Consider the following 16,474-nt stretch of genomic DNA (forward strand, 5'->3'; position numbering starts at 1 on the left):
TCTGTACGTTATAACGTTTGCTTCGGACCACGCCGCTAGGCTGCCCCGAGGGGCTTCTCAACCCGGCCTTCCCGGGGCCACGCGGCGGGGGAACCGCCACGCGTCCGGCCCCGTCAGGCGGACAGCGCCGCCCGCACCGCCGCCAGCGCCTCGGCCGCCTTGTCGGCCTCCGGTCCGCCGGCCTGGGCCATGTCGGGCCGGCCGCCGCCGCCCTTGCCGCCCACCGCGGCGGAGGCGGCGCGCACCAGCGCCACGGCATCGGCCTTGCCCTTGGCGGCCTCGCCCGCCGCGACCACGATGCTGGCCTTGCCCTCGGCGGTGGACACCAGCGCCACCACGTCGGCGGTGCCGGCCTTCAGGATGGCATCGGCGATGCCCTTGAGATCCTTGGCCGGGGTGTCGCCCATCTCCCGCAGCGCGAGGCGCAGGCCACCCACTTCCTCGACCTCGGCCGCGGCGCCGCCGGTGGCGAGCTTCTTGCGAAGCTCGGCCACGTCGCGCTCCAGCCGGCGGCGCTCCTCCAGCAGGGCGGCCACGCGGGCGGGCACCTCGGCGGGCGTGGTCTTCAGCGCGGCCGCCGCGTCGCGCAGCGTGCGCTCGGCCGTCTCGATCAGCGCCAGCGCGGCGTTGCCGGTCACCGCCTCGATGCGGCGGACGCCGGCCGAGACCGCGCCCTCGGCCACGATCTTGAACAGCCCGATATCGCCGGTGCGGCGGACATGGGTGCCGCCGCACAGCTCCAGCGAGTAAACGCCGTGCTTCTCGGTGGCGGCCGGGTCCTCGCCCATGCCGACCACCCGGACCTCGTCGCCGTACTTCTCGCCGAACAGCGCCATGGCGCCGGCCTCGACCGCCGCTTCGGGCGTCATCAGCCGGGTGGTGACCTCGCCGTTCTGGCGGATGCGGTCGTTCACCTCGCCCTCGACCCAGGCTAGGTCCTCGGGGGTGATCGGGGTGGGCTGCGACACGTCGAAGCGCAGCCGGTCGGGCGCGTTGAGCGAGCCCTTCTGCGCCACGTGGTTGCCCAGCCGCCGGCGCAGCGCCTCGTGCAGCAGGTGGGTCGCGGAATGGTGGGCGCGGATGTCGCCGCGGCGGCTGTGGTCGACCTCGGCCTGGACCGCGAGGCCGGTGCGGATCTCGCCGCCCGCCACTGTGCCGAGATGGATGAACAGGCCCAGCTTGCGCTGGGTGTCGCGCACCACGACGCGCGCGTTCTCGCCCGCCGAGATCAGGCCGGTGTCGCCCACCTGGCCGCCGCTCTCGCCGTAGAAGGGCGTCTGGTTGAGCACCACCGCCACCTCGGTGCCGGCGGGGGCGCTTTCCACCACCTGCCCGTCGGCGACGATCGCCAGGATCTCGGCCTCCGCCGTCTCGGTGGCGTAGCCCAGGAACTCGGTGGCGCCGAGCCGCTCCTTCAGGTCGAACCACACCGTGTCGGTGGCGGCCTCGCCCGAGCCGGCCCAGGCGGCGCGGGCGCGGCGGCGCTGCTCGGCCATGGCAGTCTCGAAGCCCGCGACATCCACGGCGCGGCCCTCGGCGCGCAGCGCGTCCTGCGTCAGGTCCAGCGGGAAGCCGAAGGTGTCGTAAAGGCGGAAGGCGACCTCGCCCGACAGGGGCTCCTTCTCGCCCAGGCGCCCGGTCTCATCCGCCAGCAGGCCCAGGCCGCGATCCAGCAGGGTGCGGAAGCGCGTTTCCTCCAGCCGGAAGGTTTCCTCGATCAGCGGCTGGGCGCGCACCAGCTCGCCGTAGGCCGCACCCATCTGGCGCACCAGCGCGGGCACGAGGCGGGCCAGCAGCGGCTCCTTGGCGCCCATCATCTGGGCGTGGCGCATGGCGCGGCGCAGGATGCGGCGCAGCACGTAGCCGCGGCCCTCGTTGGAGGGCAGCACGCCGTCGGCGATCAGGAAGGCGCCCGAGCGCAGGTGGTCGGCCACCACGCGGTGGCTCACCTTGAAGGGGCCGTCCGGCGCCTGGCCGGTCAGCTCGGCGCTGGCCGCGATCAGGGCGCGGAAGGTGTCGGTGTCGTAGTTGTCGTGGACGCCCTGCAGGATCGCCGCGAAGCGCTCCAGCCCCATGCCGGTGTCGATCGAGGGGCGCGGCAGCGGCGCGCGGACGCCGGGCGGGCCTTCCTCGAACTGCATGAAGACCAGGTTCCAGATCTCGATGAACCGGTCGCCATCCTCGTCCGGCGAGCCCGGGGGGCCGCCGGGGATCTTGTCGCCGTGGTCGAAGAAGATCTCGGAGCACGGGCCGCAGGGGCCGGTGTCGCCCATGCGCCAGAAGTTGTCCGAGGTCGGGATGCGGATGATGCGGCTGTCGGAAAGGCCCGCGATCTTGCGCCACAGGGCGGCGGCATCCTCGTCCTCGGAATACACCGTGACGAGGAGCTTTTCCTTCGGAAGGGCAAAATCCTTCGTCAGCAGGGTCCAGGCATGGGTGATCGCCTGTTCCTTGAAGTAGTCGCCGAAGGAGAAGTTCCCCAGCATTTCGAAGAAGGTGTGGTGGCGCGCGGTGTAGCCGACATTGTCGAGGTCGTTGTGCTTGCCGCCGGCGCGCACGCATTTCTGCGCCGTGGTGGCGGTGCTGTAGGGCCGGCGCTCCTGCCCGGTGAAGACGTTCTTGAACTGCACCATGCCGCTGTTGGTGAACATCAGCGTCGGGTCGTTGCGCGGCACGAGCGGCGAGCTCTCGACCACCTGGTGCCCGTTGCGGGCGAAGTAGTCGAGGAAGGTGGCGCGGATGTCGTTGCTGCTGGTCATCGGCCGGCGCTGGTCTTCTCGGGCAGGGAACGGAACCGGTGGGGCTTAGCGCGGGGGTCCGGCGGCGTCGAGAGGCGCGGGGGTCGCCAGGGGAACCAACTCCGCCAACACGATCCTTTTATTACGAAGTGATAATGTTATGCTGGTGTCCCGCACCCGTCGCGAGACCGGTCCGGCCCCGCCCGGCCCGTTTCGCGGCAGGTCGACGCGACGTTGCCGGCGCGGCAACGCGGCGGTCTGCGGGAACACCGCCCGCGATCCGGGACACCAGCAGGAATGGACCCGACGATGAATCCGAATCAGGCCCTTTGGGAGAAAGGCGACTTCACGCGCATCGCCGCCACCATGCGCGAGAGCGGCGAGGCGCTCGTCAACGCGATCGGCGTCACCCGCGGCATGACGGTGCTCGACCTCGGCTGCGGCGACGGCACGACCGCCCTGCCCGCCGCGCGGCTCGGCGCCGAGGTGACCGGCGTGGACATCGCCGCCAACCTCGTCCAGGCCGGGAACCGGCGGGCGCAGGAGGAAGGTCTCACTAACATCCGCTTCCAGCAGGGCGATGCCTGCGACCTGGACGGCCTCCCGGACCGCAGCTTCGACCTCGTGCTCAGCATCTTCGGCGCCATGTTCGCGCCGCGGCCCTTCGACGTCGCCCGCGCGATGGTCCGGGTGACGCGGCCCGGCGGGCGCATCGTCATGGGCAACTGGCTTCCCAACGATCCCACGCTGGTGGCGCAGATCCTGCGCATCAGCGCCGCCTACTCGCCGCCCCCGCCGGAAGGCTTCGTCAGCCCCATGACCTGGGGCGTCGAGGGCAACGTCACCGAGCGCTTCGGCGCCGCGGGCATCCCGCAGGACAACATCTCCTTCGCGCGGGACAGCTACGGCTTCCGCTATCCCGGCCCGCCAGCGGAGTTCCTGGAGCAGTTCCGCCGCTACTACGGCCCGGCCATGAACGCTTTCGAGGCCGCGGAGCGGAACGGGCGCGCCGATGACCTCCTGCGGGAACTCCGGACGCTGTTCGAGGAGCACAACACGGCCCGGGACGGCACATCGATCAGCGCGGCCTTCCTGCGCGTCACCGTCAAGGTCCCGCACTAGCGCGCCTTCCGTCCCCCTCCGCCTCCCCCCTGGCAGAGGCCGGCGTGGACCGGTATCGCAGTGATGGACGGCGCGACGGCGGCCCGACCGCCGCGCCGGCGACGGTCCCCGCCGCGCCCATCGCCGCGTCCCGTGCCGGGCGCGGCCGCAACCTGCCCCGAGGGTTCCCATGCCTGACCCCGTTCTTATCCGCGACGCGCGCATCATCGACGGCACCGGCGCGCCCTGGTTCCGCGGCGACGTGCTGCTGCGGGACGGCCGCGTCGCCGCGATGGGCGCCGGCCTGCCCGCCGGCGGCGCCACGGTGGTGGAGGCCGGCGGCCGCTTCCTGGCCCCCGGCTTCATCGACGCCCATGCCCATGACGACCTGATCTTCCTGCGCGAGCCCGACCGCCCGGAGAAGGCGCGGCAGGGCGTGACCAGCGTGGTGGTCGGCAACTGCTCCTTCTCGCTCTACCCGAAGAATCCCGGGTCGGAGGAGGCGCTGCGGGCGCATTTCGCCGGCCTGCTCGGCCCCACGGCGGCGGCGGAAACCTTCCGCGGCGTGGCGCAATACCGCGAGCGGCTGGAGGCGCAGGGCATCGCGATCAACCTCGTGTCGCTGGTGGGCCACGGCGCGCTGCGCCTGGCGGTGATGGGCGGGGCACGGCGCACCGCCACCGCCGAGGAGATCGCCGCCATGTCGGCGCTGCTGGAGACGCAGCTGCGCGACGGCGCGATCGGGCTGTCGCTGGGCCTGGTGTATCCCCCCAGCGCCTTTGCCGAGGATGCGGAACTGCTGGCGCTGGCGCATACCGTGGCGCGCTGCGGCAAGGTGCTGACCGCGCATGTGCGCAGCTACGAGGCGAAGCTGGTGGAGGCGATCGAGGAGTTCCTCGCGCTGCTGCGGGCCAGCGGCGCGCGCGGCCTCCTGTCGCACCTCCAGGCCGCCGGTCGCCCGAACTGGGGCAGCATCCCGCGCGCCCTGGCGCGGCTGGAGCAGGCGCGCGCCGAGGGCGTCGACGTCAGCTTCGACATGTACCCCTACCTCGCCGGCAGCACCTCGCTGCTGCAGCTACTGCCGCCTGCGGTGCTGGACGGCGGCATCGCGGCGCTGCTGCCCCGCCTGCGCGACGAGGCGTTCCTCGGGGAGCTGCGGCGCTACGTCGAGGGCGGCGAGCCGGACGCGGCGGGCGCCATCTCCAAGGTCGTGCTGATCGGCTGGGAGAACGTGCGCATCTCCGCCGTCGCCACCGAGGCGCTGAAGCACCTGGAAGGCCGCTCCGTGGCCGAGGCCGCCGCGCTGGAGGGTACGGAGCCCTTCGCGATGATGGTGCAGCTGATCCTGCGCGACGAGGGCCAGACCGGCGTGGTGCTGTTCCAGCTCGACGAGAATGACCTGCGCGCCGCCTTCACCCACCCGCTGCACATGGTGGGCTCCGACGGGCTGCCGCGCCCGGGCACCCGGCCGCACCCGCGCGCCTTCGGCACCTTTCCGCGCGTGGCCGGGCGGCTGGTGCGCGAGAGCGGCTGGTTCACGCTGGAGGACGCGGTGCGGCGCATGACCTCGGTGGCGGCGCAGCGCTTCGGCCTGGATGACCGCGGCCTGCTGCGGCCCGGCATGGCGGCGGACCTCGTGATGTTCGACGCGGCGGTGACGGACCACGCCAGCTTCGACGACCCGACCGCGCTACCCGGCGGCATCGTGGACGTCTGGGTGCGTGGCGAGCGCATCCTCGAGGGCGGCGCCCCCACCGGCGCCCGTCCCGGACGGCTGCTGGCGGGCGGAATGGCGCCGGATGCCGAGGGGCCGCAGACTGGACGTTCCGGAGGGGCCATGCCGTAATGTCCGGCATGGAACAAAGCGCTGATCCTTACCGCACCGCTCTGCTGGTCCTGATCGCGCATGCGGACGGCGAGGTGCTGAAGACCCTTGAAACGGTTCTCGGACCGGATGCCCCCGAGGAGATCCGGCGCGCCATCGAGGAAGGGCTGCGGCGCCACCGGGAAGACTGGGACGCGCTCCTGTAAGCGGGAGATGCGGACCGGCCGGCCATAGGGGGCAACGGCTGGTGCGGGCGCCCGCGCCCCCTTCGTGCAGCCCGACGGGAACCCTGTTGCCGGACCCGAGGGCGCCCGGGCGGCATGGCCAACGCGCGGCAACGCCGTCCACGATCCCGCCAGCCCGGCCCCGCGACCGCGCGAAGAACGCCCGCGGGTGATGGCCGAGGGCCCTGCCCGCCGCACTGGTCAGAGCAGATCCCGATCCGACGGAATCACCCGACCGGGTAAATATTACAGGCAAAACAACAGCTTGGGGCGACGCCCGTGAGCCAAGGCGAACGGAAACCGCTCTAGTCGCTGGCGGCACGCACCACGGCCTCGACGTCCACCAGCTCCGGCGACCACCGTTCCAGCCTGCCGGAGGCCGCGGCCTCCTCGACCTCGTCGAGGAAGCGTTCCGGCTCCTCGAAGCGCATCCCCCGCACGTCCGACAGCCGGTACTGCCACCACTGCACATCGAGGAAGCGCTCGATCAGCGCCTCGGAGATGCGGGTGCGGGTGCCGATCTGGCGTGCCGGCACGCCCCCGACCACCGCGTAGGGCGGCACGTCCTTGGTGACCACGGCGCGGGCGGCGATGATGGCGCCGTGTCCGATGCTGATGCCCTTGGCCAGGGTCACGCCCTCACCGATCCAGACATCGTGGCCGATCACCGGCTGCGGCTTCTGCGGCACCAGGCGGAAGCGGTAGTCGTCCACCCCGGCATCCTCCATCGCCAGCCGCACCAGCCTCGAGCTCGCCTCGTAAAGGACGTGCGACGTGGTGGCCATGTCGGTGGGATGCTGGAAGCCCATCACGCTGACGGAGCCGGCGATCGAGCAGTAGCGCCCGACCTTGATGCCGAAGGGCAGGCCCGAGATCGAGTAGGAGAAAGCGCCCATCGCCGGCATCGAGGTTCCGAACCAGAAACCGACATAGGGTTCCAGGTAGGCACCCCGGAGCGCCGTGACGGTGTAGGCCGCGTTCGGGGCGAAGCGCTGGGCGCCTTCCTTCTGGTTGAACAGGATGCGCCGGGCTTCGAGTGCGTCCAGGATGCGTGCGGTCGGCCGGAAGGTGAAGACCTGCGCGTGCTGGGCAATGATCACCGACTCGATCCGTTCTGTTTCACAGACCATGCCACGTAGCGCAGCATCCTCCAAACCGAGGCAGCGCCGCGGCTGTCACTCGGCGAGCTTCGGCGGTCCTTGCCGGCCGATGGCCTTCCGGTCACGGTGCGCGCCGGACGCGCCGGCCATCATTCCAGGATGATGGCGGCAAGCGCCACGCCAAGGCTTCGCTCATCCTCCCCCAGCCCCAGTTCGCGGGGCGTGTAGAGCCGGTCCAGCAGCAACTCGATCCGGTGCGTCGCGCCGGGCGTCAGCCGCTCCCCCGCCACGGACGTCTCGAACGGCCCCGCACGATCGATCCGTGCGGAAGCGGCAGGCACCCCGTCCACCAGCACCCGGAGGGTCCGTGGATGCAGCGCAGCGCCGAGCATCTGCGGAAAGTACAAGGTGAGCCGCCTCGCCGAGACCTCGGGCAGGAGAGTGAGAACGATCACGGCGCGCCCGCTGGAGGACCATGCCAGGCCGGGCTCGGCGGGATGCCACCCGGCCCACAACAGCGCAGGGCAGCGCTGCCCGTCAGAGGACCCGTCGAAGGGAACGAGGCGCGCCGGCAGCGACGCCACCACGGGCGCCGGAGGATGGCGCAGGCACCGGCTGGTCCGCTCGATGTAGCGCGCCACGTAGGCTTCATCGACCCGCGGGTGGAGGGCCAGCACGACCGCGGCGACGTGCACGACGGATGCCGCGGCCAGCACCAGCCCCGGCGCCAGCACGCGGCGATCAGACCAGGACCAGGGCGCCACGGTATAACATCCAGAGACCCCATCCTTGCGCGGCCGCGAGCGCCGCCATCGCCGCCGCCCGGCCCGTGGGCGGGAGGCGGCGCACGAGGTCCCAGATCGCGAGCATCAGGAAGGGGTTGGTCAGCACGTAGCGCTGCAACCCTATCAGCCCGATCGGATAGCCGGTGCTAAGCGGGACCATCGGCGTGGCGACCAGGACCGCCGCTTCCAGCCAGCGGCGTCGCCAGGCCAGCCAGCCGGCCACAAGGAAGGACGCGAGGCCGGCAAGCGAAAGAAATGTCTCGCTCCTCGTCTGCGTCACGTCGCCGGCCAGGTTGGCGAGATCCGCGGCCCGCAGCCCCCGCAGCAGCGTCGAGAACGGGTCGCCGAGCCCGTGCCCCCAGGCCACCTGCACGTGGACGAAGGCGAGGGCGTCACCCACGCGCAGGTGCAGGAAGATCATGAAGCCCGCGATCCCCAAACCACCCAGGGCGCTGAACGCCGCAGCCCGCAGCAGGGCGAGAGCGACCTCCGACCGGTCCTCAATGCTGTGGGGCGCAGCAAGGCGCAGGAGCGGTGGGATCGCCAGCGCGATGGAGGCGAGCACCACCACGATCACCCCATTTGGGCGCGTGGCCGAAAGACCGGCCGCGGCGAGTCCGGCCGGCAGCCAGAGCCCGGACCGGAGAAACAGCATCGTGGCCAGCAGCAGGGTGTTGAACAACGCCTCGGTCAGGGGAGCGGAAAGGTAGAAGCCGGCGGGCCAGACCAGGAGAAAGACAACCAGCCCAGCCCGTCCCGCGCTGCCGGCCTCCTGTGGCCAGCTCCGCTCGAACCAGAGAATGGCGAGCACCACGAAGACACCCAGCAGGGCGAGGTTAAGCGCGACTCCGGCCGCAACGGGACTTGCCCCGGTCAGGCCGATCACGATCCGGGTCAGCGCCGGAAAGGCGGGAAAGAAGGCCCAGTTCGCCTGATCCTCCGCCCCGGGCAGGGGGTCCAGCTCGTAGCCCTCGGCGGCAACGTAGGCGTACCAGGCGCAGTCCCAACGGCAGAGCGCGGTGACGAGCCCGCCGAACGGCCGTGCCGCCGCGGTGTAGATCGCGTAGCGGAGCACCAGCAGCGATGCGAGGAGCGCCAAGGGCATGACCCGGTCGACGCCGGCCCAGGTCGGCCGGACATCGTTCACGCGGAGGCTGCGCTGGCAGGCCGCCACTAATCCAAGGCAGGCGCCCCGGCCCGTCCAGTCCCTCATGCGGCGTCGAAGCGCTTCCCTCGCGCCGCAGGGAGCTGCTTCTTCGGAGCAGTCGCTCGATGCTTCTCTCAAGCGACGCCCTGCCTCGATCAACTCGGCGTCTTTAGGTCGGTGCCGTCAGGACGCCAAGCGCCGGGGAAATGCCCGGAGCGCGACGATGAGTTCACCCGCACCGCCGAGAACGAGGCATTTGGCACCGGGGAGAAGGGATGAACGGCACCTCGGCAGCCTGCGGTGTTGCTCAGCGTAAGAAGATCTAAATCTTCGGCAACACAACTGGAGGTGGGTGGAGACCACACCGCTTTATGTTTCAATATAGTAATGAATTTGACCACAGTTCCGCTAAACGGAGAAAACAACGCCATGGACCGGCACTCGACCGTTTTGCTTACGTCCATCGGCGAAGCAGAGGACACAGCCCTGCTGATGAGCCAGATCAAGGCCTCCGCGGAGATCGAGTTCCTGGCGCAACGCTTCAGAGATGCGGTACGCGCTTTCAACGAGGATGCGGAAGAGTTGCTGAAGCGCGGGCTGAAGATCGATGTGCACCTGCAGCGTGGAAACGTATTCCCGGTGGGAAGCGCTGAACCGATCCACCAGACGTTGCACCTGCTGGCGACAATACGCTGAGGCACGGAAGAAGCTTCCGCGCTCACCACGTCACAGCCTTCGCTCCGCCGGCCACGACGCGATGCGCAGCCGAGGTCAGCGGCACGCGCAACAGAGCCCGGCCATCACCAGTCACAGAGGGTCCAAGAAACATCGGGCAGCACAGCGGGGCGGCCAGGCAAGTCCGGGGAACGACCGATGATGTTGGCCGGCTGGAGAACGTTCCGAAGGAACCAAGGCCGTGAGGATGTGTAGAACGACGGCCTGCCGTTCTGACGCGTCGAGCGGCAGGAAACGGGAGGATCCACAGCACTGTCGCGGGAATGGTGGAGCTGAGGGGAAGTTCCACCAGCTTTCACACCGGTCCCCGTAGATCAACGACTGCGCCCATAACGGAAGGCTAGCAAAGCGGTGTGTAGCACCTTGTGGTACAACGCGGAAGCTAGCCATACTGCCGGAGTCAAAAGAGCAGCTGGAACGTATTACGAGCTTGAACAGCAGTTTCTGAACAGGGGCTGGTTACACCCAGCCATCACGGCCCTCGCAAGCCAAATCCCTCCCCGTTGGCCATCTCTCTGTCCCCTTCTAGTATGGGCTGGCATTCTGCGCAGTATGACGACTCCGACGCAGCGGACACACCGATGGCCGTAACAAAGAAGCTGAGCAGCCAGATGACCACCAGCTCGCCCAGAACTATCTTGACCATCAGCCGAGAGTCGGCGGTGCCTCTGCTGCAAGTCCGCGTCTCCAAATCTTCTGAGCTTGGATGCACGGGCTCGGAGCATCGTCTCACTACTTCGCTCAATGGGGTGCAGAGGAGCCCGAAGATCGAAACGCCGAGCTCACCGACGGCTTTGGGTGGAAGCAGTGTCCGTCCGACCTGAAGAAAATCATTGGTCAGCATTTCCGGAACGATATTGCTCGCATCTACACCCGGTCCACCGACTTGCAGCGCGAGGCCAACTTCTTCACGTTCAGGAAAAACACCGGTCGTGAGAAATACCCTGAGCAAGCCCAGCTTGGGCCGACTTCGGAGAAGGGCCAGCACCGTAACTGCCGGTTCTTTCGTATTAGCAGCCGAACGTTCTCGTACTTCTACGGACTAACAGGCAAAATCCGACACGCAATCTAAAGCAGACCTTGGCTGCCAGCCGAAGATAGCAGCTGATACAAGCTCAAAGCTGCATGGCCCAAGTCCATCCAAGCCACGAGAGAATGCTCCCGTTTTGAGAAGCAATGTGGAGAATGACCATGGCACAAGCGCCGAAGCCCGATGCGCAAAAGGCACCGCAACCGTCAGTCGACCGCGTCGAAGAACTCGCATCTCGAATTCTGAGTGGCGACATAATTCTCCCCAAATTCCAGCGGGATTTTGTCTGGTCGAAAAAGCAGGTTGTAGATCTATGGGACTCTATTTCGAAGAATTATCCTATCGGCAGCGTTCTTCTTTGGCGAAGCCGCGAAAGGCTGAAAGCTGAGCGGAATATTGCTGACCTTGAAATCGGCCAAGCGGGCTACGATTACCCAGTCAACTACTTACTCGACGGGCAACAGCGACTCTCCTCCGTTTGTGGCGCACTCTACTGGCACGGCGATGATCCAGATAGTCAGTGGAACCTTGCTTACGATCTTCGCACAGATCGTTTTTTCCACATGGACACCCTCGTTAGTCCACCCAATCATCAAGTTCGCATCAACTGGCTGTCCGACTCCTTTCTCTACATCACGCAGCTAAATCGCGTAAAGTCCGAACCCGATGCAGATGCATTAGAAGATCGCGGAAAAAAGCTGTTTGCGCGCCTGAAAGACTACAAAATCGCAACGGTTACGCTTCTCGAAATGTCAATTGAAGACGTGGGCCCAATCTTTGAGCGAATTAATAGCCGGGGCACACCACTCACAATCGTGGATTTGATGCGAGCCGCTACTTGGAGCGACAAGTTTGATTTATTCGAACAGATCGACGAACTGCTTAAGTCAATCGCCGACAAGGACTTTAGCAGAATTGACAGAAAAGTAATATTGCGGAGCCTGTCTGCTGCTGCAGGTGGCGGTTTTTCAGAGGGCAGCATTGACAATCTTCGCCGGTTCGACGCCGACGCTCTCATCAAAGCGAGCGGCGCAATCAAAGACGCTTACAAGCGGGTGGTAGATTTCCTGTCAACAGATCTTTCGATCCCTTCGGATCGGCACATTCCGTATACAAACCAAATCGTTGTGTTGGCCGAAGTCTTCCGGCTTCTGCCACATCCAGACGCAGCACAGAGGCTTGCACTAAAGCAATGGTTTTGGCGCACAGCTGTGACTGGCTACTTCGGCGGTTGGAACACCGGCAACATGGCATCAGATCAACAAGCAGTTAGCAAATTCGCGTCTCAAATTACGAGAGAGCTCGAAGCCCCGGTAACTGACACCGGGCCAGCTGTGTGGCTCACCCAGCAATTCCGTCTAAATACGGCGCACGCTAAAATTCTATCACTGCTACTCGCCTTCAATCGTCCAGTTGACCTACTAACGGGACAGAATGTGGACATTGACCGTGCCTTGCACCACGCCAATGCAAGGGAATATCACCACTTCTTTCCTCGCGACTACTTGACCGGGAAGGGAGTGCCGGCACGCAAAGCTAATTTGCTAGCCAATTTCGTTATGCTTACAGCCGACAGCAACAAAAAATTCTCGAACAGGGCACCGTCTGCTTATCTGAAGGACGTTGAAGAAAAGCTCGGAAGCAACTTGAAAGCCGCGTTGGATGCAAATCTAATCTCGGATGCGGCATACGCTGCCGCGATGGCGGACGATTATGACGATTTTCTCCGCGAACGCGCCAAAACAATCCATCAGCGCTGCAGAGAGCTGACGGGTTGGTGATGGACAGTACTTTTTTTGCTCTCCGTCAATCTGGCGAAAGGTGGAATGACGGCACACCTTCCGGCCAGTAACCTCGATGACCCTCCGTCTAAAATGATCGGCGGTGTTGAGCCGCGTACCGCAGGAAAGTGGAGTGATTGTTTTCATGCTGGAACACGAAGGCATTGAGACTGCAATTTCTACTGGGCATCTCCCTACCTCCCCTCAAATCCTTTTCGGTGAGCTGTTGGACTTCGCCGAAAATCGTTTACGCATGCAAGAAGGATACTACCTTGACTACAAACATGATGTTCCGAAATCCTTTTCAGACGCTCACGGTCAAGCAGTACTCAGGCTTGCTCTAGGGTTCTATAACGCATTTGGTGGATTGATTATCTTTGGCGTTCAGGACAAGACACTTTCAATCTTAGGAACGTCCGGCCCGTTCCCTATAGAAGCGTTCAATCGCATATTCACCGATTTTACCAATGCGAGCATCGAAGCGAAACATGCTCGGTACTTGATAAAATCTGCAGATGGCGCTGAGAGCGGAAGGTTCATTGATGTCGTTCTCATCAGTCGACGTGGATTGCAGAAGCCCGTGCGATTGACTACGGAGCTTGCTGGCTACGGTGAAGGAACAATCTTTGTTCGAGAGAGGCATGAAGTAGTACAGGCAAAAGCCAGACACTGGCCAATGCTCTATTCGGCTAATCGCGCCCCTCCCTCGCTGCAACCTGATTTTGCCTCGACTGGGATCCATCGATCGCTACCACCGTCTCCTTCAACGATGAAGGAATTCATTGCTCGTGACTCCCTGACAGAGAATCTCTGGGACTGGTTTGTCTTCGGGAAAAAGCTGCGCCTTTATCTGTATGGACCTGGCGGTTCGGGGAAAAGCACCCTCGCTTTCGAGTTTGCAACGGCAGTGGCAGAACACGGCAACGAGCTGTTGTTCAGCAACAATAAGAAACTGGATTATGTGATTTATCTTAGCGGTAAGGAGACGGAACTCAATGTTCTTTACCGCTCGCAGCAGTATTTCGACAGCAAACAATTTTCATCTGCAATTGAACAATTTGTCGAAATTTTGTATCACTCGGGTGCATGCACACGGTTGGAGTGCGTAGGCCTTAATGAAGATGCTTTGCTCCAGCGGCTTTCCGATCTTTTCAAATCTTTCAATGGCCTTATCGTATTAGACGATATTGACGCACTCAGCCGGCGAAAAGTTGATACAGGAGAGGAGGCACTCTTCACAGAACTTGTGTCGACGAATTGCAGAACACGCCTGTTGTACACTCTGCGCCATCCTCCGGGCCATGCGCTTAGCTCGTCGGTTCAAGTTCCAGGTTTGCATCCAGTCACGGAGTTCGAGCCATTCGTAACGGCATGCGCAGTGCAGTTTGCAACACTTCCACCTTCAGAGCATGAGCGCGAAACGATTTTCGAGGAAAGTGGTGGACTTCCGTTGCTAATCGAAAGCATTGTCGGCTTACGCAAGTATTCCGGAAATTATCAACTTGCCATTAAGAGTTTCAAAGACAAAGGCGGGGATGAGGCGCGCCGTTATCTCTATCAACGCGAATACGATAGGCTGGATAAGAACGGCCGAGGACGGCAGGTCCTGGCCGCACTTTCTCTTGTGCCTGCAGGTTTTCACGTTGATGCATTACTAGCCGTAGTTGGAACATCTACGCAGCAAATCGCCGACGCACTCAGTGAATGCGGCAGTATATTCCTCTCAATAATAAACGATGCAAATTCTGGCACACTCTACCAGATTTCCCCGCCGGCTCTTCCTTTCGTGTCGGATATCTCCCGCAAAGCTCCGTTTTTTCCGACGCTTGAGCAGAAAGTGCAGAGATTTAATGCCGAATATTTCAGAATTTCTCCGCGAGAGCAAACTATAGTTCAGGAGATGGAACGGCTCTTCTTAATGCGTGATTTTGTACGGGCAAGTCAGCTGGGTGAGGCGGTTGTACATGAAGGAAGCGAAGCGTCCGCAAGCCCACAAGTCCGCGCTCTAACGGGCAGAGCATTCACTGAGCTTGGTTCATCCTATGTAGAAAAAGCACGCGAACATTTTAAATGGGCCCACCAAATGCGCTATCGCAATATCGAGATGCTAAGAAGTTGGTTTCACATTGAGATGAACTCTGAGTATGGCTTAGAGGATGCCGAGCACATATGTCAAATTGTGCTACAGGATGAACGTTTCCAAGGCTTGTTAAAAGGCGAGTTTTACAGCAAATTGGGCTATGTATATCACTCGCGGGCAATGAAGGTGCTCGGGGTACGCCGGGACAGCGCGTTTGAATGGCTTCGAAAGGCTGTAGACGCATATATGGAGGCGCTTTGGCTCGGTGAGAAAGCGGATCGCCGAAGCATCGATACCACACTTAGCTGGCTTGAGCGGCCGCTGAATCGCCTGGAGGCAGCTTGTCGTAACGACTTTGAGCAGTTCCTGCTTCTAATCGAGCTTCTTGCCGATCGCAAGCACGACGCCCACGTGGAAGGTGCGCGTATTATTGCGGCTTCTCTCACGCGATGGGGTACATCTGCGTCACCCGATTCGAGGCAACGAGCAGCAGGTCGGGCGAGCAAAACAATAATCAAAATACGCCGAAACTTTGCAGACTTGGACCAGAACGTTGGCTTCAAGATACTTTTTGTGGCAGTCACATCTGTAAAAGAGCATCTTGAGGCAATCGAACAAGCAGCTTCATTGAGATCTTAGAATTCTTAATGGGGATGAGTTAATGAACGTTTGAAGCGAAGGACTGGCTCACTAGACCTTCGCGACAATCTTCTTCGCATTGTGCCGCACGCAGCGGAACTATTCAGCCAGAATTTGTGAAGTTGCTTCGCCCTTCTCAATTCACCCAGGGAGGCCATGCCGGCTGTGGCTCTGAGATCGCCATTCAAGCCAATGCTGCGCTCTAAGCTTTCGCTCATTGTATTTAACCGCCTTTTGGAGGGCGACAGCAGCTTTTTCAGTGGCGGCACAGTGCTTGCTATGAGCAGTTACACCTCTTGGCTTGACGGCCACATCGAGGAGGAAGTCCTAGAAGAACCATAAAGTTCGCGATCCGGTAGCAGCAAACTCCGGGCGCCATTTACATCACTCTTGGAGAACCAAGCTTGCCGCCAGACCTGCTTATCAGATCACTTTGGCGTACATTATCGTTTTACATCAATAGGTTACAATAGAAAATGCAACTAGATGCGACGGTTTTAGCGTTTCGTTGGGCGGCGTTATCTTTACGCATTAAGAAAATTGACAGAATTCTGCCGATGGATAGCAATTCTGCATACTTCTACTCAGAAACAATCGTTGCACGAAATTGCAAAAACTCAGCAACAACTGCAAATTTTTGCGTCAATGCTGATTTAGCCCGACAAGCTGGTGCGGCTCCACCATAATCATGAACACCAAGTAGGTTCCAGGGAAATGACCTCAGCTCTCGTTGTCAAAGAGCCTTATTGCAATTTAATTTTGCGCGGGGAGAAAACGCTGGAACTCCGTACATCTCGGTTGAAAAAGCGCGGCAGGATTTTGCTAGTTCGGAAAGGTTCTGGCTTGATCGTTGGAGCGGTGGAATTGATTGGCTGCATCGGACCACTCCAGCACTCCGAACTTCTAATGCTTGGAGCAAGGCACAAAGCTGATCCCGAAGTGCTGCTTTCAAATCCGCAGTGGAACTACTGTTGGGAGCTAGGCAACGCCACGTCGCTAAGGCATCCAGTTCGGTACCGTCATCCGAAAGGTGCACAAAGCTGGGTGACCCTGGATGATCAACCGCAAGTTCTGGACGAGGTAAACCGCCAACTACTGCCAGCCGACTAGAACTAGCCCAGTCCGCCGTAAGTCACGGAACGAGAGAGGGTTTCTGAGGGCTTGATCGGGCTGTGCTTCACTCGGCACTAAGAAGTAGTTGCAAGGAAATCAATGAACTAGCATCGGAAGCGTGGCTTCGCTCCTCACAAATCGCTGCCTCCGAAGAGCGTGGCTAGTAAGTAACACCT

12 protein-coding genes are annotated in these 16,474 nt (G+C 62.9%); 7 read left to right on the forward strand and 5 right to left on the reverse strand.

Going from position 1 to position 16,474, the window contains the following annotated elements:
- Positions 1-113 precede the first annotated feature (113 nt).
- Positions 114-2,759, reverse strand: coding sequence for an alanine--tRNA ligase (gene alaS / locus ACFFGY_RS04195; RefSeq protein WP_377043136.1), 2,646 nt, complete (start codon positions 2,757-2,759; stop codon positions 114-116).
- 288 nt (positions 2,760-3,047) lie between these two features.
- On the opposite strand from alaS, the gene ACFFGY_RS04200 reads away from it, so the two are divergent.
- The 3 genes from ACFFGY_RS04200 to ACFFGY_RS04210 all read left to right on the forward strand — a co-directional run bounded on the left by ACFFGY_RS04200 (position 3,048) and on the right by ACFFGY_RS04210 (position 5,870).
- Entirely contained in the window at positions 3,048-3,860 is an 813-nt protein-coding gene (locus ACFFGY_RS04200) for a class I SAM-dependent methyltransferase (RefSeq protein WP_377043137.1), read from the forward strand.
- Between the two features lie 169 nt (positions 3,861-4,029).
- Positions 4,030-5,685, forward strand: a complete 1,656-nt coding sequence (locus tag ACFFGY_RS04205) for an N-acyl-D-amino-acid deacylase family protein (RefSeq protein ID WP_377043138.1) — start codon at positions 4,030-4,032, stop codon at positions 5,683-5,685.
- Between the two features lie 8 nt (positions 5,686-5,693).
- Positions 5,694-5,870, forward strand: coding sequence for a hypothetical protein (locus ACFFGY_RS04210; protein ID WP_377043139.1), 177 nt, complete (start codon positions 5,694-5,696; stop codon positions 5,868-5,870).
- A gap of 323 nt (positions 5,871-6,193) precedes the next feature.
- Here the strand turns inward: ACFFGY_RS04210 and ACFFGY_RS04215 are convergent, their stop codons facing one another.
- The 3 genes from ACFFGY_RS04215 to ACFFGY_RS04225 form a co-directional block, all read right to left on the reverse strand.
- On the reverse strand, positions 6,194-7,018 hold the full coding sequence (locus ACFFGY_RS04215; RefSeq protein WP_377043140.1) for a CatB-related O-acetyltransferase: 825 nt from the start codon (positions 7,016-7,018) through the stop codon (positions 6,194-6,196).
- A gap of 119 nt (positions 7,019-7,137) precedes the next feature.
- Entirely contained in the window at positions 7,138-7,752 is a 615-nt protein-coding gene (locus tag ACFFGY_RS04220; protein WP_377043141.1) for a hypothetical protein, read from the reverse strand.
- Positions 7,730-8,986 (reverse strand): hypothetical protein, encoded by a 1,257-nt coding sequence (locus ACFFGY_RS04225; protein ID WP_377043142.1) that lies wholly within the window; start codon positions 8,984-8,986, stop codon positions 7,730-7,732. The genes ACFFGY_RS04220 and ACFFGY_RS04225 overlap by 23 nt, the downstream gene beginning before the upstream one ends.
- 363 nt (positions 8,987-9,349) lie before the next feature.
- Here ACFFGY_RS04225 and ACFFGY_RS04230 point away from each other — a divergent pair, with 363 nt between their 5' ends.
- A complete protein-coding gene (locus ACFFGY_RS04230; protein WP_377043143.1) occupies positions 9,350-9,616 on the forward strand; it encodes a hypothetical protein in 267 nt (88 codons plus the stop codon).
- Between the two features lie 511 nt (positions 9,617-10,127).
- Here the strand turns inward: ACFFGY_RS04230 and ACFFGY_RS04235 are convergent.
- Positions 10,128-10,643, reverse strand: a complete 516-nt coding sequence (locus ACFFGY_RS04235; protein ID WP_377043144.1) for a hypothetical protein — start codon at positions 10,641-10,643, stop codon at positions 10,128-10,130.
- A 203-nt stretch (positions 10,644-10,846) separates the two neighbouring features.
- On the opposite strand from ACFFGY_RS04235, the gene ACFFGY_RS04240 reads away from it, so the two are divergent.
- The 3 genes from ACFFGY_RS04240 to ACFFGY_RS04250 all read left to right on the forward strand — a co-directional run bounded on the left by ACFFGY_RS04240 (position 10,847) and on the right by ACFFGY_RS04250 (position 16,295).
- The gene (locus tag ACFFGY_RS04240; protein WP_377043145.1) at positions 10,847-12,466 is read left to right on the forward strand and encodes a GmrSD restriction endonuclease domain-containing protein; all 1,620 of its coding nucleotides are present in this window, start codon (positions 10,847-10,849) and stop codon (positions 12,464-12,466) included.
- A 106-nt stretch (positions 12,467-12,572) separates the two neighbouring features.
- Entirely contained in the window at positions 12,573-15,185 is a 2,613-nt protein-coding gene (locus tag ACFFGY_RS04245; protein WP_377043146.1) for a hypothetical protein, read from the forward strand.
- A 714-nt stretch (positions 15,186-15,899) separates the two neighbouring features.
- On the forward strand, positions 15,900-16,295 hold the full coding sequence (locus tag ACFFGY_RS04250; protein WP_377043147.1) for an ASCH domain-containing protein: 396 nt from the start codon (positions 15,900-15,902) through the stop codon (positions 16,293-16,295).
- The last annotated feature ends 179 nt before the right edge of the window (positions 16,296-16,474 follow it).

The sequence above is a fragment of the Roseomonas elaeocarpi genome (genome assembly GCF_042433915.1).
Lineage (GTDB): Bacteria > Pseudomonadota > Alphaproteobacteria > Acetobacterales > Acetobacteraceae > Roseomonas > Roseomonas elaeocarpi.

Coding starts and splice junctions, on each gene's coding strand:
- ACFFGY_RS04200 (WP_377043137.1), top strand. CDS start 3,048: ATGAATCCGAATCAGGCCCTTTGGGAGAAAGGCGACTTCACGCGCATC.
- ACFFGY_RS04210 (WP_377043139.1), top strand. CDS start 5,694: ATGGAACAAAGCGCTGATCCTTACCGCACCGCTCTGCTGGTCCTGATC.
- ACFFGY_RS04230 (WP_377043143.1), top strand. CDS start 9,350: ATGGACCGGCACTCGACCGTTTTGCTTACGTCCATCGGCGAAGCAGAG.
- ACFFGY_RS04250 (WP_377043147.1), top strand. CDS start 15,900: ATGACCTCAGCTCTCGTTGTCAAAGAGCCTTATTGCAATTTAATTTTG.
- ACFFGY_RS04225 (WP_377043142.1), bottom strand. CDS start 8,986: ATGAGGGACTGGACGGGCCGGGGCGCCTGCCTTGGATTAGTGGCGGCC.
- ACFFGY_RS04240 (WP_377043145.1), top strand. CDS start 10,847: ATGGCACAAGCGCCGAAGCCCGATGCGCAAAAGGCACCGCAACCGTCA.
- alaS (WP_377043136.1), bottom strand. CDS start 2,759: ATGACCAGCAGCAACGACATCCGCGCCACCTTCCTCGACTACTTCGCC.
- ACFFGY_RS04215 (WP_377043140.1), bottom strand. CDS start 7,018: ATGGTCTGTGAAACAGAACGGATCGAGTCGGTGATCATTGCCCAGCAC.
- ACFFGY_RS04205 (WP_377043138.1), top strand. CDS start 4,030: ATGCCTGACCCCGTTCTTATCCGCGACGCGCGCATCATCGACGGCACC.